This window comes from Acidovorax sp. 56, from assembly GCF_002749705.1.
Lineage (GTDB): Bacteria > Pseudomonadota > Gammaproteobacteria > Burkholderiales > Burkholderiaceae_C > Acidovorax.
This window is the reverse complement of sequence record NZ_PEEV01000001.1, coordinates 1306994-1325426: the sequence shown is the minus strand read 5'-3', so window position 1 is coordinate 1325426 and position 18433 is coordinate 1306994. Positions and strand designations below refer to the sequence as shown.

Sequence of the window (18433 nt, the reverse complement as noted above, 5' to 3'; positions counted from 1 at the left end):
GGGCCGTGCTCTAGGTTGCGGGCGTTGCGGTGGCGATGGTGACCGATGGGGTGGGCGCTGAGGGTAGCAAAAGCAGCATGTGCAGTTTGTCGTATGGCACACCGTTCACAACGATCGCGCCCGGCAGCAGGCCCCAGGCGCGAAAACCTGCCTGCTCGTACAGCCGCACCACATGGGTGTTGTTGGCCGTGACGGTGAGCACCAGTTGCGTCAGCCCCGGCACTTGCCGTGCCAACTGGATGCAGGCTGCCACCAGTTGCTGCCCAATGCCACGGCGCTGGGCCTGGGGCGACACCATCATGCCCACCACCACGGCGCAGTGCCGCTGCTTGGTGCGCTGCTCGCGCTCGCAGCCCACACAGCCCAGCAGGGCGCCGTTGTCGTCAAATGCACCCAGAAAGAACTGGCCCGATGCGGGGTCGCCAAACCGGCCCACATAGCTCTCGGCAGACCGGCCCACCGAGGATTCGTAGTCGGAGGTGAACGCATCGGGCGCGCTGCGCAGGGCTTCGTCGCGCAGGGCCTTGTAGGCCACGGCATCGCTGGCCTGCAGGGGGCGTATCTGCACGGCAGTGCGCTCCAAGGTGGCGCCTGGGTGTGGCATGGTCAGCTGGCGCGTTCCAGCGCCTGCAGCTCGGCCAGCGTGTTGGCGTTGAAGAACGCCTTGGGGTCGTCACCGGGTTGGTCAAACGGCACCACGGCACAGGGGTGCAAGGCCGTCCAAGCGTCAATCTTGCGGCCCCCAGCCTGGGTGAAGCGCACCAGGCTTTCCAGCAGGTCCACCCGCAGCAGGCAAAACACCGGCTGCGTGCGCACGGTGGTGTGGCCCGTGCCGTTGTCCTCAGGGGCCGCCGCCATGGCGATGTCTGCTTGTTGCTCGTCGGCCGCCTGCGCCATGCGGGCGGCCAAGTCCAGCGGAAACAGCGGGGTGTCGCACGGCACCGTCAGCAGCCAGGGGGTTTCGCAATGCTCCAGCCCAGTCAAAAAACCGGCCAGCGGGCCTGCGTAGTCGTTGCTGGCATCGGGCCACACAGGGGCGCCAAACGACTCATAGGCCGCCAGATTGCGGTTGGCATTGACCAGTGAGGCGCCCACCTGCATCTGCAGCCGCATCAGGGTGTGCAACGCCAGCGGCAGGCCGCGAAAGTTCTGCAGGCCTTTGTCCACCCCGCCCATGCGGGTGCCTCGGCCCCCGGCGATGACGAGGCCGGTGATGTTTTGGGTGTCAATCATGAATTGCTCTTTAGTTCTTCAAAGGACCCAGGCTGCTGCTTCCCGTGGCCTTGGCGCCAGAACTGTGCAGGCCAGGGCCGCCAAGCAAGGGCCGCCCCGCAGCGAGGGCTGCGTCCCCCTCCCGCGCAGCGAGAGAGGGGGAAGGCGCCGAAGGCGACTCAGGGGGTGCTTCACCTCATCCACCGATATAGCTCATCTCCACCCGCCGCGTGCCCGTGCTGGCATCGGCGGGCAGGCTGCTGCGCAATTCGGAATACCGGTCGCTGCGCTGCTCCCAGATGGGAGCGATGGCAGCGGCAATGTCGGCATCGCTGGCGCCGCTGCGCAGCAGGCTGCGCAGGTCATGCCCTTGGGATGCGAACAGGCACAGGTACAGCTTGCCCTCGGTGGACAGGCGGGCGCGGTTGCAGTCGTGGCAAAACGCTTGCGTCACGCTGCTGATGACGCCCACCTCGCCCAGCGCGCGGTCGTACTGCCCGCTGGCATCGGCGTAGCCCCAGCGCTCGGCCGTTTCACCGGGGCTGCTGGGCGACAGGGGCACGAGGGGCAGCTCGGCGCGCAGGCGCGCGATCAGCTCGGCCGAAGGCAGCACCTCGTCCATGCGCCAGCCGTTGGTGGCGCCCACGTCCATGTATTCGATGAAGCGCAGCGTGGTGCCTGTGCCGCGAAAGTGGCGGGCCATGGGCAAGATTTCATGGTCATTGGTGCCACGCTTGACCACCATGTTCACCTTGATCTGCGACAGCCCCGCCGCCTGCGCGGCGTCGATGCCTGCCAGCACATCGGCCACCGGAAAGTCCACATCGTTCATGCGGCGGAAGACGGCGTCGTCCAGCCCGTCCAGGCTCACCGTCACTCGGTTCAAGCCCGCCTCCTTCAATGCCTTGGCCTTGCGTGCCAGCAGCGATCCGTTGGTGGTGAGCGTGAGGTCCGGCGCCTTGCCGTCCACCGTGCGCAGCTGCGCCAGTTGGGCAATCAGCTCTTCAATGTTCTTGCGCAGCAGCGGCTCGCCGCCCGTGAGGCGAATCTTGCGCACCCCGTGCGCCAGAAACAGCGACGCCAGCCGCGTGATTTCTTCAAAGCTCAGCAGCGCGCTGTGGGGCAGGTAGGGGTAGTCCTTGTCGAACACTTCCTTGGGCATGCAGTAGTTGCAGCGGAAGTTGCAGCGGTCCGTCACGCTGATGCGCAGGTCGCGCAGCGGGCGCCCCAGGGTGTCCACCAGCAAGCCAGTGGCTTGCGAGGGGTGCAAAGGAACCAGGGCTGCCAAGTCAGCGCGGCGCAGGTCCACCAGGGGAATGACACGTTCAGCCATGGCCGAATTGTGCCCGAAGGCCTGTTTCCCACACCAGGCAAGTCCTTCATTGTCTTGATCCGTGTCAAGACGCGAGCGGGTTGTGCACTTGGCTGGATCTTCGCCTTGGGCTGCTGGCGGCATATTGATCTGGCGCAAGGGAGTAGGTTGACATTGTCATGACAATTCCATGACCTTCAAGGGTTTACCCCAGTTACTCTGACAGAAAGCAGGCACCGACATGACATGCAGCAATCCAACCGTGGTTCCGTGGTCGCGCCAACGTCGGCGCCTAGTGCAATGGGTGACGGCGGGCGTGGTGTTGCCCACCTGGGCGGCCACCGTGCAGGCGCAGATGGCGTTGTCTGCGGCCATCAACGTGTCGGGCTCGTTCCGGGCGATGTCGCAGCGCATGGCCAAGGCCTACTGCCAGCAGCATTTGGGCGTGATGCCCGATGTCGCCCTGGAAGCGTTGGCCAAGGCGCGCAAGCAGGCGCAGGCCGGGGCTGCGGACCTGGCCAAAGGGTCTACTGCGGGGGCCTGGCCTGCCGAGCTGAGCCGGCAGCTGGAAGAAGTGCAAAAGCAGTACAGCATCTTGAACACGCTCACGGCGGTGGCGCCTTCCAAGGCATCGGCAGTGGCAGTGGCCGAGCAGGCCGACCGCATGATGGCTGCGGCGCAGACCGCCACCGAGGCGCTGGAAAAGCTGGCCCGCGCACCCAGCGCCAAGCTCGTGGGTTTGGCAGGGCGCCAGCGCATGCTGTCGCAGCGCATGGCCAAGCACTATTTCTTGATGGCAGCGGGCGTGGAGCCCAAGGCATCGCAAACCCAAATGAATGCCGACGCAGCCGAGTTCAAACAGGCGCTGCAAGCCCTGGCGGCAGCGCCAGTGTCCACCGCCGCCATCCGCACCGAGCTGGACCTGGGCCAGGCCCAGTGGCTGTTTTTTGAAACCGCCATGCGCCGCAACCCCGATGCCCAGGGCATGTCTGCTGTGGCCACCACCAGCGAGCGTTTGCTGGAGGTGACGGACCGGCTGACCTCGCTGTACGACGCGGCCCTGCGCGAAGTGCTGGGCTGAAGTGCTGGGCTGAAGTGCTGGGCCGAGGGCGTTGGCGGTCTTGCGGGAGATCGCCAACAGGCTTTAGAACAGGTTCTTAAACGCAGCGCGCCCCGTCCACCTCAATGCACACGCCGCTGATGAAGGCGGCCTCATCGCTGGCCAGGTACAGCGCCGCATTCGCCACGTCTTGTGCGGTGGAGAAACGCCCCAGCGGGATGGTGGCCAGGAACTTGGCGCGGCGGGCTTCGTCCACCGGGCCGCCTGCAAACTCTGCTGCCAGCCCGGTGTCGGGGTTGAAGACGGGGTTCAGGCAGTTGACGCGGATGTTGTCGGGCCCCAGCTCGGCCGCCATCGACTTGCTGATGGTGATGACCGCGCCCTTGGAACCGTTGTACCAGGTCAGGCCCGGGCGGGGGCGCAGTCCGGCGGTGGAGGCAATGTTGATGAGGCTGCCGCCGCCTGCGCGGCGCAGTGCGGGCACTGCGTGGATGGCGCTGAGGTAGATGCTTTTGACATTGATGGCGAAGACCTTGTCGAACTCTTCTTCGCTCACCTCCAGCATGGGGCGGTTGCGGTGCGTCCAGCCCGCGTTGTTCACCATGGCATCCAGCTTGCCGAACAGGCGCTCGGCCTCTGCCACCAAGGCCTGGACTTGGGCGGATTGCGTGACATCGGCTTGGAAGAACGCGGCCTTGCCCCCGGCCGCCGTGATCTCGGCCACCACGCGCTGGCCGCCTGCGGTGTTGATGTCGTTGACCAGCACGCTGGCGCCTTCTTCGGCCAGGCGCTTGGCAATGCCTTCGCCAATGCCATTGCCAGCGCCGGTGACGATGATGGATTTGTTCTGCACGCGCATGCGGGGTCTCCTGGTAAAGGGTGGTTTGCTCTGCTTTTGATAGCTTCTTGCGCTTGATTGGTAAGCGCTAGAGGCTCTTTTTGCTTGAAGGGTGCGATGGGCTGGAGGGGCGCACATTGGCCGACCCGCGCCCATAGAACTGCGGGAAATACTCTTTGACCCCGTTGCCCTCAAAGTCCCACCCTGTGCACTGGCCCAGATGGCGGGGTGGGGTGTCCGGGTCGCCTCCGCCAAAGGCTGCGGGCAGGGTCTGGAAGGCGGCGGTGGCCATGTTGAACAGCAGCTCGCGCAGGTGGGTGCAGCTGGCCACGCCGCCCAGGTGTTGCGCAATGGCCTGCCGCCAGCCGCGCGCCATGCAGGCGCCCACCATGCCTTGCAATGCCGGGCGGGCCTGGGGGCAGTCTTGCAGCGGGTGGGCATCCATGGCGGCTTCGATGGCGTGCACCACCAGTTGCCGGTCAATGGTCACCCGCAGCCACATGTGGTGGATGGGGTCGCCCGCCAGGCGGACGCCCTCGCGCCGGAAGGAGGGCATGTCATGCGCCTTGCTGTCGTGCAGCTCGGCTTCGATGTCCCACAGTCCGTCTTCGCGCTCGTAGCCCTGGTACGTCACGCGGCGGATGTGGCTGGCTTTGCGGGGGGCGGGGGCGCTCAGGGGCATGGCAAGGCCGTGTTCAGTCGGTTCTGGCGCAGTGCAGTTCGGCTCAGCCGTGCTTGATGGCGACGGTCTTCAGGGTGGTGAAGCCATACAGCGCCTCAAACCCCTTCTCGCGCCCGTAGCCGCTGGATTTGACGCCGCCAAACGGCAGCTCCACCCCGCCGCCCGCGCCGTAGTTGTTGATGAACACCTGCCCGCTGTGCACCCGCTTGGCCATGCGGAACTGGCGGGCGCCGTCGCGCGTCCAGATGCCTGCCACCAGCCCAAACTGCGTGGCGTTGGCCAGTTCCACCGCGTGGTCTTCATCCTGAAAGGCCATGGCGCAGAGCACGGGGCCAAACACTTCTTCCTGCGCCAGGCGGTGGCCCACGGGCACATCGCGCAGCAGCGTGGGGGCTTGGTAGAAGCCGCCCTCGGGGGCCTCGTCCACCACCACGCCTTGCGCCACCATGGGGATGCCTGCGACTTGCGCGTCCGATAAAAAGTCCCACACGCGCTGCTGCTGGCTTTGGCGGATGAGCGGGCCCACGTCCAGGTCCATGGCGGCGGGGCCTACGCGCAGCTTTTCAAAGGCGTGGCCCAGGCGCTCCAGCAGGGGCTCGTAGATGAGCGAGTCGATCAGCACGCGCGATCCGGCCGAGCAGGTCTGACCGGCGTTTTGCACGATGGCGTTGAGCACCACCGGCACAGCGGCGTCGAGGTCGGCATCGGCAAAGATGATTTGCGGGCTTTTGCCGCCCAGCTCCAGCGTCACGGGGCAGTGGCGCTCGGCTGCCACCTGCTGGATGAGCGTGCCCACCTTGGGGCTGCCGGTGAAGCTGATGTGGTCAATGCCGGGGTGGCGCGCCAGTGCGTCGCCCACCTCGTGGCCGTAGCCGGTGACGATGTTGATGGCGCCCGGCGGAAAGCCCACCTCGGCCGCCAGCTGCGCCACGCGGATGAGCGACAGGCAGGCGTCTTCAGCAGGTTTGACCACGCACACATTGCCCGCCGCCAGCGCGCCGCCCACGCTGCGGCCAAAGATCTGCATGGGGTAGTTCCACGGGATGATGTGGCCGGTGACGCCATGCGGCTCGCGCCAGGTGAGCACGCTGTAGCCGTCCAGGTAGGGAATGGTTTCGCCGTGCAGTTTGTCGCAGGCACCGGCGTAGAACTCAAAGTAGCGCGCCAGCGCCAGGGCATCGGCACGGGCTTGTTTGGTGGGCTTACCGCAGTCGCGCTGCTCCAGCGCCGTCAGCTCGTCGGCATGTTCCAGCACCTTGGCCGAAAGCTTTTGCAGCAGCCGCCCCCGGTCTGCCGGGGCCATGCGTTGCCACACCGCGTGGTAACACTGGCGCGCAGCGTGCACGGCCGTGTCGATGTCGGCGGCATTGCTGCGCTGAATGTCGTCAAAGGGCTGGCCGTCAGAAGGATCCACCACCGCAAGCGTGCGGCCGGAGGCAGACGGAACGGAGGCGTTGGCGATGTAGTTCAGTTGCATGGTGCCATTCTGCATAGAAATCGAATGCGTGCTTACTATTAATCAAATGGGCCGCTAGCGCCTGTAAAGCAAGCGACAGCAGCTATTGTTTTGATAGTGAGGGTGGGTGAGGTCTCAGGCGTAGATGCGCCGCAGCCCGGCCAGGTCCATGATCTCCACCTCGCCGCGCTGCACGCGCACCAGCTGGCGCGCTTCCAGGTCTTTGAGGATCTGGTTGGTGGTCTGGCGCGAGATCGACAGCATTTGCGACAGCTGCTCTTGCGACAGCGCAATCACCCGGCGGGTCAGGCCCCCGGCGTTCCACTGGCCGTAGCCCTCGGCCATCATCACCAGCCTGCGGGCCAGGCGCTGCGGTGCTGGCAGCAGGGCGGCGTCTTCCAGTGCGATGAAGGCGGTGCGCAGCTTGTCGGTCACCAGCAGGGCCAGGGCGTGCCAGTGCTCGGGGTGGGTGCGCAGCCAGTCTTGCAGGGCGTCGTGGGGCACGTGCAGCAGGGTGCAGGGCTCGGCCGCCACGGCGTCGTGGCTGCGGGCGTTGCCGTCAAACACCGATATTTCGCCAAACCACTGGGGCGGCTCCAGCCGGGTGAGCAGGGCCGAGCGCGCGTCGTCGGCCCGCCCGCCGGTGCCTGACACGCTGAGCGCACCGCGCAGCACGGCATACAGCCCACAGGGCGCATCGCCCCGCAAAAACAGCGCCTGGCCTACGGCCAGCTGGCGGATGCGGCCCATGCGGATCAGGGCGTCAGAAAAATCAGCGGGCAGCTGGGCAAACCAGCGGCCCGATTGGAGTGCCAAAAGGTGGTCGGAGACTTCGGTCGTCATGCAGGTCAAGAAAAGCAGCGGGCTTTGGCGGGGCCGATGAGGCCGTTCAGGCCGTTAAGGCTAAAAATGGCGGGTAAGGCCGTGGTGTCGTGGGGGCAGAGGTGATGGCGGTGAGGAGGTCAGGAGCAGGGCGGGCGCCGATTTTTGTCGGCTGCACGACAGACGTTAGCGCCATTCACGCCAGACATTCGATCCTGCGCAAAACAACGAACGGAGACACCCATGAAAACCCTGATCGACCACCTGGCCCAGTACGCCGCCTACCACCGCGACCCCCGCAACATCCATACCCATTTTGTGGGCGTGCCCATGATCATGTTTGCGGTGGTGTTGCTGCTCTCGCGCCCCGTGTGGTGGGTGGCGGGGGTGCCCGCAAGCCCTGCGCTGGTTTGTGCGGTGGCGGCGGGCGCCTTTTACCTGCGGCTGGACTTGCGCCTGGGGCTGGTGATGGGGGCCCTGCTGGTCGCCATGCTGGCGCTGGCCCAGGCCATGGCGCCGCTGGCCACCACAGCGTGGCTGCTGTGGGGCGTGGGCCTGTTTGCCGTGGGCTGGGTGATCCAGTTTGTGGGGCACTACTACGAAGGACGCAAACCCGCGTTTGTGGACGACATCATGGGCTTGCTGGTGGGGCCGCTGTTTGTGGTGGCCGAGTGGGGCTTTGCGCTGGGCCTGCGCAAAGAGGTGCAGGCAGCCATTGAACAGCGCAGCGGCCCGGTGCGCCTGCGTGACCTGGGCCGGGCGGCTTGATGGGCGGCAGCCTTCTCCCTTCGAAGACGGAGTGTGGATGAAAATGCCCGCCAGCGCTCAATGGTCAAGCGCTAGCAGCTATGAATTTGGTAGCAATGGGTATGTGTCTGGATGCAGACAGCGTCAGCCCCGCTCGCCCACCAGCGTGAAGCGGCTGCGGTTGCGCTGCAGCCATTCGCCAGACAGCGGGCTGGCCTGCTGGCTGGGGTGAAAGTCGCGGCGCAGGTAGGCTTTCCAGGGGCGCCAGGTGTGGCGCACCAGCCCGGCGGGGCCCATCAGCGTGCGCCATGCGCTGGCCCAGGTGCTGGGCCGGTACAGGCTGCCATCGCGGTGCAGGTTGTGCACGGTTTGGCGCGTCACATCCAGCACAAACATGAGCGTGGTGCGCCGAAACCAGACAATGCGCCAGCGGTGGTCGCCGCCCAGCGCCTGGTAGATGTCAAACGCGGTGTTCTTGTGCTCGGCCTCTTCGGCGCTGTGCCACAGCCACAGGGTTTGCAGGCGCTCTTCGCTGCCTTCAAGCATGTCGGGGTGGCCCAGCAGCCATTCGGCCAGCACGGCTGTGAAGTGCTCATTGGCCGCTGTGACGGCCAGGGCGTGGCGCGGGTCCAGGCCTTCAAATTGTTTGCGCTGCTTTTCGATGGACTGGGCCCACAGGTTGCGCAGCCCGCGCTGCTCCAGGTGGCTGTTGAACAGGCCATGGATACGCCGGTGTGTGGCCTCTTGCCCGATAAAGCCGCGCACCTCGCTGGCATAGCGGGCGTGCTGTTCGGGGGGCATGGATTTGTGGCCATCTCGCACGGCATCGATGAAGAACTGCTCGCCCATCGGAAAGCTCATCGACAGCGCATTGAACAGCGCTGTGCGAAACGCATCGCCCCCGCACCAGTGCTGCGCCATGGGCCGGGCCAGGTCAATCAACAGGCGGCGAACGACCAGTTCGGTCATGGCAGTGTCTCCTTCAAACAGTAACGCACGCACCGCCATCGTGAAGAGGGCGGGCGCAGGCGTCAATCAATGTTTGCGCAAGACGCCGCGCCCGCCGCCTATGGCTTGATGCGAATCAGGCGGATCGCCCCCGTGCGCATGGAGGGGCTGTGCACCATCACCCCCCGTGGAACTTGACCACCAGCGGCACGATGAGCAGCGCCACGATGTTGATGATCTTGATCAGCGGGTTGATGGCCGGGCCTGCGGTGTCCTTGTAAGGGTCGCCCACGGTGTCGCCGGTCACGGCGGCCTTGTGCGCCTCAGAGCCCTTGCCGCCGTGGTGGCCGTCTTCGATGTACTTCTTGGCGTTGTCCCACGCGCCGCCGCCCGTGCACATGCTGATGGCCACAAACAGCCCCGTGACGATGGTGCCCATCAGCAGCCCGCCCAGCGCCTTGGGGCCCAGCAGCAGGCCCACCACCACGGGCACGACCACAGGCAGCAGGCTGGGGACCACCATCTCCTTGATGGCGGCGGTGGTGAGCATGTCCACCGCCTTGCCGTACTCGGGCTTGCCGGTGCCGTCCATGATGCCGGGGATGGTGCTGAACTGGCGGCGCACCTCCACCACCACGGCACCGGCGGCGCGGCCCACGGCCTCCATCGCCATGGCGCCAAACAGGTAGGGGATGAGGCCACCGATGAACAGGCCGATGATGACCAGCGGGTCTGACAAATCAAACGTGATGGCCCGGCCGTAGCTTTCGAGCTTGTGCGTGTAGTCGGCAAACAGTACCAGCGCGGCCAGCCCGGCCGAGCCGATGGCGTAGCCCTTGGTCACGGCCTTGGTGGTGTTGCCCACGGCGTCCAGCGGGTCGGTGATGTCGCGCACGCTGCTGGGCAGCTCGGCCATTTCGGCAATGCCGCCCGCGTTGTCGGTGATGGGGCCATAGGCATCCAGCGCCACCACGATGCCCGCCATGCTCAGCATGGACATGGCGGCCACCGCAATGCCGTACAGGCCCGCCAACTGGTAGGCCGAGAGGATGGCCAGGCACACAAAGATCACCGGCCAGGCGGTGGACCGCATCGACACGCCCAGGCCCGCGATGATGTTGGTGCCGTGGCCTGTGGTGGATGCCTGGGCGATGTGCTGCACGGGCGAGTATTGCGTGCCGGTGTAGAACTCGGTGATCCACACCAGCGCGGCCGTCAGCACTAGCCCGGTGGCGCAGGCGCCGAACAGCTTCATCTGGCTGCCGCTGGCGGCGATGGCGTTGTCTGGAATGATCCACACCGTGACGAAGTAGAAGGCAATGAGCGACAGCACCCCCGCAATCGCCAGCCCCTTGTACAGCGCGGGCATCACGTTCTTCATGCCCGGCGTGGCCTTGACGAAAAAGCAGCCAATGATGGACGCGATGATGGACACGGCCCCCAGCGCCAGGGGGTAGACCACGGCGCTCACGGCGGCAGAGCCCACCAGCAGCGCGCCCAGCACCATGGTGGCGATCAGTGTCACGGCATAGGTCTCGAACAGGTCGGCCGCCATGCCGGCACAGTCGCCCACGTTGTCGCCCACGTTGTCGGCAATCACGGCGGGGTTGCGCGGGTCGTCCTCGGGGATGCCGGCCTCCACCTTGCCCACCAGGTCGGCGCCCACGTCGGCGCCCTTGGTGAAGATGCCGCCACCGAGCCGCGCAAAGATCGAGATCAGCGACGAGCCAAATGCAAACCCGATCAGCGGGTTGAGCAGCGTGGCCAGATGGGCCGTGGGCGTGAGGTTGCCGTTGCCCGCCAGGAACCAGAAGAAGCCCGTGACGCCCAAGAGGCCCAGTCCCACCACCAGCATGCCGGTGATGGCACCGCCACGAAACGCCACGTCCAGCGCCGGGCCAATGCCCTGTGTGGCCGCCTGCGCCGTGCGCACGTTGGCCTTCACCGAGACATTCATGCCGATGAAGCCGCAGGCCCCCGAGAGCACCGCGCCCACCACAAAGCCTATGGCCGTGGTGCCGTCCAGAAAGATGCCAATGAGAACCGCCAGCACCACGCCGACGATGGCGATGGTCTTGTACTGGCGTGCGAGGTAGGCCGCAGCGCCCGCCTGGATGGCGGCTGCGATCTCCTGCATGCGGGCGTTGCCAGGGTCTTTGGCCAGGATCCAGCCCCGGGCCCAGATGCCGTAGGCCACGGCCACCAGTCCGCAGACCAGGGCGAGAAGAAGGGGAGGGGTCATTGCTGCGCTATCAGCCATTCGGTGCTCCTATGAATGCAGTTGCACGGATGGAAACACGACGCATCGGTGGTGCTTCCGCTGCGTTGCTTCTTCGGGCCCCGCGCTGCAGGGCCGATTGGCCAACGTGCCCAATTTACAGCCAAAGCCCCAAATGCAAGCGGGTAGAAAGGGGTGTGCCCCTAAAATCAGGGTTAATCCCGACGCAATATGGCATGCCATGCTTCGCGGGTTACCGTTGCTAACCACTATTTTTAAAGACATGTCCCTCAACAACGTCACCCCCGGCAAGAACCTTCCAGAGTCCTTCAACGTGGTCATCGAAATCCCGATGAATGCGGACCCGATCAAGTACGAAGTCGACAAGGAGTCGGGCGCCATTTTTGTGGACCGTTTCATGACCACGGCCATGCACTACCCCACCAACTATGGCTACGTGCCCCAGACCCTGTCGGGCGACGGTGACCCAGTGGACGTGCTGGTGATCACGCCTTATCCCCTGCACCCTGGTGTGGTGGTGACTTGCCGCCCTCTCGGCATCCTGATGATGGAAGACGAGGCTGGTGTGGATGGCAAGGTCATCGCGGTGCCCACTTCCAAGATCCTGCCCATGTACGACCACTGGAAGAACATTGATGACGTGAACGCCATGCGCCGCAACGCCATCGCTCACTTCTTCGAGCACTACAAAGACCTGGAAAAGGGCAAGTGGGTCAAGGTGCTGGGCTGGGAAGGCATTGATGCCGCCAAGAAGGAAATCACCGACGGTGTGGCCAACTACCAAAAGACGCAGGCCTGATTTCCTATCGCCCCTGGGTTATTGAGGCCCACAGGGAGGCTTTCGTCGGGGAGAGGCTGGGTTTTTACGCAATGATCTCACCCCTCACCAAAAAGCACGCTGGTTGCAAAGCCCGCGTGCTTTTTTCATGGGCCGCTTCGCAGGCTTCAGGAACTTCAGAGCCTTAACTAGGCCACCCGACATGCGCCGTATCCATCGCGGCGATGGATCTGTGAGGTGCCTGCCTGGCAGCAGACCTCGGTTTTGCGGCGCTCTTACGGGTTTCTCAAGGCTCGTCGAAACGCTGCTGAAATTGCAAAGTATTGTGACTTGCAACAAATGCAACCATTTTGTTTTCACTACGTTGAGGCCACGCAGTTAAATTGATGCGTGACAAGAACCCAGCCACCGCCGAGCGGGCTATGAACGTTGGCGTGCCCACGAGCGCAGTTACGGGCATGAGGCGCAACCGATCTCGATCAGCCTCTTTTGTGACGACCATCGGCCAGTCCAGCCGTCAACAGTCAACGGGTGGCGGCGGGTTTGTGCGCGGGAGAGCAGCAAAGGCATCAGAAATTTCACGAATATATTAATCATTTTATTGATATAAATGATATTTCGTTGTAAAATTAAAACCATCTAACGGTTCACGGAGACCCCAACCCGTGCATCCATGCACGGCGTGTTGTGGTCGCAGGGAGGGGCTCCCGTGTTGGGGTGACGTGGCGACTGAGTGGGTTTCTGCGGCGCAGATGCCGGATTGCAGACGCGATGAATGCCAGGGCCCTTTTGTGGGGCACTCAGTGGGGGTGGGCATGCCCTGTGGCAGGGGCGTAGCCAAAGGGTGGCGATGCTGCCCCCATTTTTAGACTGGAGTACCTCTTGAACAATCAATCAAACACCCTGGCTCAATCCCCGCAATCGCACCGCTCGGGGGAGGCCTTGCTGGGCGATCGCGTCATGCTCGCCGCTATTGGCTTAAGTGCGATAACGGCCATTGTGCTGGGCGCCAATTTTGTGGAATCGGGCCTAGCGTGGGGCGTTTCAGCCGTTTTGCTGGTGGTGGCCTTCTTTGTGTATGCCAGCAGCGCAGGCACCTTGGCTTCCCGGTTGGTGCTGACCTTTGTGCAGGCCTCTTTTGTGGCACTGCACATCCAGTTGGCCCAGGGGCAGACGGAGCTTCACTTCGGGGTGTTTGTGACCTTGGCCCTGCTGCTGGTGTATTTGGACTGGCGCCCGATATTGCTGGCGGCCTTGGTCTTTGCTGTGCACCACGTGCTTTTTGACCGTTTGCAAGCCGCCGGTTTGGGGGTGTATTGCCTCACCGAAGCCAGCTTTACCCGCACGGTGGCGCACGCCGTGTATGTTGTCATTCAAACCGGGCTGGAAATCCTCATGGCGGTCAGCTTGGGCCGCACAGCCAAGGCCGGGGTGGAGTTGCGCAATCTGGTGGCTGCCGTAGACCGCCCTGATGGCATCAGCCTGGATGCGGCCATCGCCATCAGCGCAAGCACGCCAGCCAGCATGTCTTTGCAGAGCACCCTGGCGCGCATGAACACTGCGGTAGCCTCCGTGCGCGAGGCCACGGCCAACCTGCAGATGGCCTCCTCGGAAATTGCCCATGGCAACCATGACCTGTCGAACCGCACCGAACAACAAGCCAGCGCCCTGGAAGAAACCGCAGCCTCCATGGAAGAGCTGGGCTCCACCGTGCGCCAAAACGCAGACAACGCCCGCACCGCCAACCAACTGGCCATGAGCGCATCGACCGTTGCCACCCAAGGCGGAGAAGTGGTTGCCGAAGTGGTGGAGACCATGAAAGGCATCAACGCCAGCAGCAACAAGATTGCAGACATCATCAGCGTGATCGACGGCATTGCCTTTCAGACCAACATCCTGGCGCTGAACGCCGCCGTGGAAGCCGCCCGGGCCGGAGAGCAAGGCCGAGGCTTTGCGGTGGTAGCCACCGAAGTACGCAACCTGGCAGGACGCAGCGCAGAAGCGGCCAAAGAAATCAAGAGCCTGATCATGGCCAGCGTAGAGCGGGTAGAACAAGGCACCCTGCTGGTAGACAAAGCCGGCAGCACCATGACCGAAGTCGTCACGGCCATCCGGCGCGTGACCGACATCATGGGAGAGATCAGCGCGGCCAGCAGCGAACAAAGCGCAGGGGTAGGCCAAGTGGGCGAAGCGGTGACGCAAATGGACCAGGCGACCCAGCAAAACGCGGCCTTGGTGGAAGAAATGGCGGCAGCGGCCAGCAGCCTCAACGGCCAGGCGGGCGAGCTGGTCAACGCGGTGGCAGTGTTCAAACTGGCGCACGATGCCAGCGGCACAAGCTACAGCGCCCCCAGCAGCAGCTACAGCGCCCGAACCAGCAGCCCCGGTGCCAGCAGCCTGGGCAAAACCCCCAGCGCCCGGCCTGCACTGAGCAAGCCCAAGGCGACAACGGCCAAAGCGCCAGCCCAAAGTAAGCCAGCGGCGAGCCTGGCAGCGCCCCAGGCGGCGGCGCCAGCACCCAAGGCAACGCCAGCGCCCAAGGCAGCGAAGGCCGGGGGCAATGACGATGAGTGGGAGAGCTTCTAAGTTGAGCTGAGCGGAGTTGGGTGTGCAAGGGCCTGGGGAGGGCATTGCCTTCCTGCCGCAACCATGCCAGCCGCTACCAAAGCACGCCTGAGGGCGTGCTTTTTTGTTTTAGACAGCCAGTTTTGCGAAACCTGAGGACTCCAGGGATTGGGGTGCTAGCGCCCCAACTTGGTGAGAGTTGCTCTGGGTGAAGCACTACCCAAGCACCGGGTTGGAGCGTACGATGGGTAGCGCATATTGATAAATGCGAATCGCTATTTTTAACAAATTTATCCGTCGTGTGGCTGCGACATTACACCTCTTTAGAGAATTAAATTTGTCAAAAAATAGTTAATTCAATAAATGTGATGCAAATGATATAAATTTGGAGCATAATTCACAATTGCATGTGTCAACTTGTGCTGATGCGGTGCCGTGATAGTGCTCTGCCTGTGCACTGTGGCCTCTGTGTAACGCACTCGATTGAAGACAACAAAAAAGATGCTTGCGGTGCCGTGAGGGAGGCCGCGTAGCTGCGGAGAAAAGCCTTTTGTGGAGAACCACTATGAACCACCTCAAAATCGGTACCCGCTTGGGATTGGCATTTGGCCTCATCCTCTTGATCACGGCCTTGATTGCCACTGTCGGCGTTTGGCGTCTTTCGACCCTCAAAGAAGCCACAGTGCGTATTTCGTCCGTGGAGATTGAACGCAATGAGCTGGCCATGGATTGGAAGGCAGCCATTGATCTGAACTGGGTGCGCGCCTCTGCTGCGCTCAAGACATCCGATGCGGGCTACATCGCTTCCTTGGGCGCCGAAATGGCCGCCACCACCAAGGAAGTGACCGAAGGGCAAAAGAAGCTGGAGGCCCTGATGCAAAGTGCCAAGAGCCAGGAGTTGCTGGCCAAGGTGGCTGCAGAGCGCAAGGTCTATGTGGATGCCCGGGCCAAGTTGCTGGAGCGCAAGAAGGCTGGAGAAGAGGTTTTTGCGCTGGTGGACAGTGAGTTGCGTCCTTTGGCGCAAAACTACATCAAATCGCTGGAAGACGTCACACAGTACACCCATGATGAGCTGCGGGCATTTGAGGCATCTGTCTTGAGCGCAGCTGTCGCCAGCCAGTGGGTGCTTAGCGTGTCGGCGGGTGTTTCGCTGCTCCTTGGACTGCTGTTTGCCGTGTGGGCTACGCGTTCCATCACCACCCCGGTGCAGCGCGCGGTAGAGGCGGCCGAAGAAATCAGCCGGGGCAATTTGTCGATCGACATTGACGCCCAGGGCAAGGACGAGCCTGCCCGCCTGCTGCACGCCCTGGCGGAGATGCAGCAAAGCCTCTCGCGCATCGTGGGCCATGTGCGTGAAGGCTCTGAGAACGTGGCGACGGCCTCGTCAGAAATTGCCCAGGGCAACAACGACCTGAGTGCGCGCACCGAGCAACAAGCCAGTGCCTTGCAGCAGACCGCCGCATCCATGGAGCAACTCAATTCCACCGTGCGCCAGAACGCGGACAACGCCCGCCAGGCCAACCAGTTGGCCATGAGTGCGTCCACCGTGGCTGTGCAAGGCGGCGATGTGGTGGGCCAGGTGGTTGAGACCATGAAAGGCATCAACGACAGCTCGCGCAAGATAAGCGACATCATTGGGGTGATCGATGGCATTGCTTTCCAGACCAACATCCTGGCGCTGAACGCCGCAGTGGAAGCCGCCCGTGCCGGAGAACAAGGCCGTGGCTTTGCCGTGGTGGCCAGCGAGGTGCGCAGCCTGGCCGGCCGCTCGGCCGAGGCGGCCAAGCAGATCAAGACGCTGATCAACGACAGCGTGGAGCGGGTGGAGCAGGGCACCGCGTTGGTGGATCAGGCTGGCAACACCATGACCGAGGTGGTGGGCGCCATCAAGCGCGTGACCGACCTGATGGGCGAGATCAGTGCGGCCAGCGGCGAACAAAGCCAGGGCGTGAGCCAGGTGGGTGAAGCTGTGACGCAGATGGACCAAGTCACGCAGCAGAACGCGGCCTTGGTGGAAGAAATGGCCGCTGCGGCCAGCAGCCTGAACAACCAGGCGCAAGACCTGGTGAGCACGGTGGCGTTTTTTAAGCTCTCGCCCGCCGATGAGCAAAGCGCCCGGGCCCACCGTGCGCAGGCTGTGGCGCCACGCGCGCACTCTGCGCCTGCACGCGTGGCGGCACCGGCGGCCAAAGCGTTGAAGGCCAAGGTGGTTGGCGCGCCCGCCCCCAAAGCGGCGACGCCCGCGCCCCAGGTGCCTTTCAGCAGCGCGGCCAAGCCCAAAGCTGCTGGGGGTGATGATGCCGATTGGGAGTCGTTCTGACAGTGCCTAGCCCTGAGGGCTCAGACCCTTGGGGTTTTGCTGGAGGCTGTATTCGCCAGCGTTGAAGGTTGTAAGGTCGGTGCATGATGCCCCGGCCTTTTTTTCTGTGCGACGGGTTGAATAGGACGCTACCCAGGTGCCGATCCGGTCGCTTGGCGAAAGGGCGTTCGCTCTTGCAGTGACTCCAGGTATTCGCCAATGCCTTCACCCTCACGCTCCAAAAAACGCTCGACCGCATCCGCAAAGGCGGGGTGTGCCAACCAGTGGGCGCTGTGGGTTTGCACCGGCAGCAAGGCCCGGGCCATTTTGTGCTCGCCCTGGGCGCCGCCTTCAAAGCGGTACGCGCCCTGCTCAATGCACCACTGCAAGGGCTGGTAGTAGCAGGCCTCAAAGTGCAGGCAGTCCACGCGCTCCAGTGCGCCCCAATAGCGGCCATAGGCCACAAGTTCTTGGTCATTTTGGCCGCTAGTGCTTGATTCATAAGCGCTGATAGCTATCAAACTGCTAGCAATAGGGGTGCCGTCTCGCTCGGCGATGAACAACAACCAAGCATCGGGCAGGTGCTGTGCCATCTCGGCAAAGAAGGTGCGGCTGAGGTAGGGCGGGTTGCCATGCTCCAGGTAGGTGCGCTCGTAGCAGCGGTAGAAAAAATCCCAATCTGCCTGGCTGATGGCACGGCCTTGCGAGCTGCGGAACTGCACGCCCGCATCGGCCACACGGCGGCGCTCCTGGCGGATCTTTTTGCGCTTGTCTTGGCTGAGGTGGGCTAAAAAGTCATCAAAACTGGTGAAGGGGCTGTGGGCGGGTGGCAAGGGGGTGCCGGGGCCTGCTGCATTGGTGGGTTCGGGGCGTGCGTTCTGCCAGTGGAATTGCACGGTGTGGCGCAGCATCAGGCCCTGTTCAGCGCAGATTGCGGTGTCTTGCTCGCTGGCGAACAGCACATGCAGCGAGGAGATGCCTTCGTCCATGCACCATTGCCGCGCTGCTTGCACCAGCAGCGCCCGGGCGGCATCGTCGCGCGCCAGCAAGCGGCTGCCGGGCACGGGGGTGAAGGGCACGGCCACCACGGCCTTGGGGTAGTAGGGCACGCCGTGCTGCTCGTAGGCATTGGCCCAGGCCCAGTCAAACACGTACTCGCCGTACGAGTGGTCTTTCAGGTACAGCGGGCAGGCGGCCATCAGCACGTCGTCCTCCCACAGCGAGATGAAGCGCGGCGTCCAGCCCGTGCGCGGGGCGGCGCTGCCGCTGCGCTCCAGGCCCGCAAGGTACTCGTGGCGCATGAATGGCGTGGCATGGGTTTGCTGGGCCAGCAGCGCATTCCAGGGCTCTGCGGGCAGGTCGAGCACGCTGGGGTGTACGCGGGCGATAATGTGCGACTCAGCCACGGCGTGCCTTGGGGGAGCAGGGACCCACACAGGGTGCTTGCCTCTGCTTTACAGGGCCTGCGTGGGCGT

At 63.9% G+C, this 18433-nt stretch carries 15 protein-coding genes; 5 read left to right on the top strand and 10 right to left on the bottom strand.

Features of this window, described 5'->3' with window-relative positions; all coding sequences use genetic code 11:
• Positions 1-10: 10 nt before the first annotated feature.
• The 3 genes from CLU88_RS05730 to moaA all read right to left on the bottom strand — a co-directional run bounded on the left by CLU88_RS05730 (position 11) and on the right by moaA (position 2545).
• Positions 11-604, bottom strand: coding sequence for a GNAT family N-acetyltransferase (locus CLU88_RS05730; protein WP_099655762.1), 594 nt, complete (start codon positions 602-604; stop codon positions 11-13).
• A gap of 2 nt (positions 605-606) precedes the next feature.
• On the bottom strand, positions 607-1233 hold the full coding sequence (gene mobA, locus CLU88_RS05725) for a molybdenum cofactor guanylyltransferase MobA (RefSeq protein WP_099655761.1): 627 nt from the start codon (positions 1231-1233) through the stop codon (positions 607-609).
• A 175-nt stretch (positions 1234-1408) separates the two neighbouring features.
• On the bottom strand, positions 1409-2545 hold the full coding sequence (gene moaA, locus CLU88_RS05720; protein ID WP_099655760.1) for a GTP 3',8-cyclase MoaA: 1137 nt from the start codon (positions 2543-2545) through the stop codon (positions 1409-1411).
• Positions 2546-2765: 220 nt separating this feature from the next.
• Here moaA and CLU88_RS05715 point away from each other — a divergent pair, with 220 nt between their 5' ends.
• On the top strand, positions 2766-3605 hold the full coding sequence (locus tag CLU88_RS05715) for a type IV pili methyl-accepting chemotaxis transducer N-terminal domain-containing protein (protein ID WP_099655759.1): 840 nt from the start codon (positions 2766-2768) through the stop codon (positions 3603-3605).
• 76 nt (positions 3606-3681) lie between these two features.
• On the opposite strand, the gene CLU88_RS05710 is transcribed toward CLU88_RS05715, so the two are convergent.
• From CLU88_RS05710 to CLU88_RS05695, 4 genes are all read right to left on the bottom strand, one after another.
• Entirely contained in the window at positions 3682-4443 is a 762-nt protein-coding gene (locus CLU88_RS05710) for an SDR family oxidoreductase (protein WP_099655758.1), read from the bottom strand.
• Between the two features lie 67 nt (positions 4444-4510).
• The gene (locus CLU88_RS05705) at positions 4511-5104 is read right to left on the bottom strand and encodes a DUF2889 domain-containing protein (protein WP_099655757.1); all 594 of its coding nucleotides are present in this window, start codon (positions 5102-5104) and stop codon (positions 4511-4513) included.
• A 43-nt stretch (positions 5105-5147) separates the two neighbouring features.
• Positions 5148-6581 carry an aldehyde dehydrogenase family protein gene (locus tag CLU88_RS05700; protein ID WP_099658677.1) on the bottom strand — a complete coding sequence of 478 codons (1434 nt, stop codon included), beginning with the start codon at positions 6579-6581 and terminating at the stop codon, positions 5148-5150.
• A gap of 114 nt (positions 6582-6695) precedes the next feature.
• The gene (locus CLU88_RS05695; protein WP_099655756.1) at positions 6696-7403 is read right to left on the bottom strand and encodes a Crp/Fnr family transcriptional regulator; all 708 of its coding nucleotides are present in this window, start codon (positions 7401-7403) and stop codon (positions 6696-6698) included.
• A gap of 222 nt (positions 7404-7625) precedes the next feature.
• On the opposite strand from CLU88_RS05695, the gene CLU88_RS05690 reads away from it, so the two are divergent.
• A complete protein-coding gene (locus CLU88_RS05690) occupies positions 7626-8150 on the top strand; it encodes a DUF962 domain-containing protein (protein WP_099655755.1) in 525 nt (174 codons plus the stop codon).
• 123 nt (positions 8151-8273) lie between these two features.
• On the opposite strand, the gene CLU88_RS05685 is transcribed toward CLU88_RS05690, so the two are convergent.
• Together CLU88_RS05685 and CLU88_RS05680 are read right to left on the bottom strand one after the other, a co-directional pair.
• Positions 8274-9098, bottom strand: a complete 825-nt coding sequence (locus CLU88_RS05685) for a metal-dependent hydrolase (protein ID WP_099658676.1) — start codon at positions 9096-9098, stop codon at positions 8274-8276.
• A 157-nt stretch (positions 9099-9255) separates the two neighbouring features.
• The gene (locus CLU88_RS05680; RefSeq protein WP_099655754.1) at positions 9256-11337 is read right to left on the bottom strand and encodes a sodium-translocating pyrophosphatase; all 2082 of its coding nucleotides are present in this window, start codon (positions 11335-11337) and stop codon (positions 9256-9258) included.
• Between the two features lie 241 nt (positions 11338-11578).
• Between CLU88_RS05680 and ppa the strand changes: the two genes are divergently transcribed.
• From ppa to CLU88_RS05665, 3 genes are all read left to right on the top strand, one after another.
• Positions 11579-12115, top strand: a complete 537-nt coding sequence (gene ppa, locus CLU88_RS05675; protein ID WP_099655753.1) for an inorganic diphosphatase — start codon at positions 11579-11581, stop codon at positions 12113-12115.
• Between the two features lie 939 nt (positions 12116-13054).
• The gene (locus tag CLU88_RS23450) at positions 13055-14680 is read left to right on the top strand and encodes a methyl-accepting chemotaxis protein (RefSeq protein ID WP_099658675.1); all 1626 of its coding nucleotides are present in this window, start codon (positions 13055-13057) and stop codon (positions 14678-14680) included.
• A 544-nt stretch (positions 14681-15224) separates the two neighbouring features.
• Positions 15225-16979, top strand: coding sequence for a methyl-accepting chemotaxis protein (locus CLU88_RS05665; RefSeq protein WP_099655752.1), 1755 nt, complete (start codon positions 15225-15227; stop codon positions 16977-16979).
• A gap of 128 nt (positions 16980-17107) precedes the next feature.
• On the opposite strand, the gene CLU88_RS05660 is transcribed toward CLU88_RS05665, so the two are convergent.
• Positions 17108-18364 carry a GNAT family N-acetyltransferase gene (locus CLU88_RS05660; protein ID WP_099655751.1) on the bottom strand — a complete coding sequence of 419 codons (1257 nt, stop codon included), beginning with the start codon at positions 18362-18364 and terminating at the stop codon, positions 17108-17110.
• Positions 18365-18433: the final 69 nt, after the last annotated feature.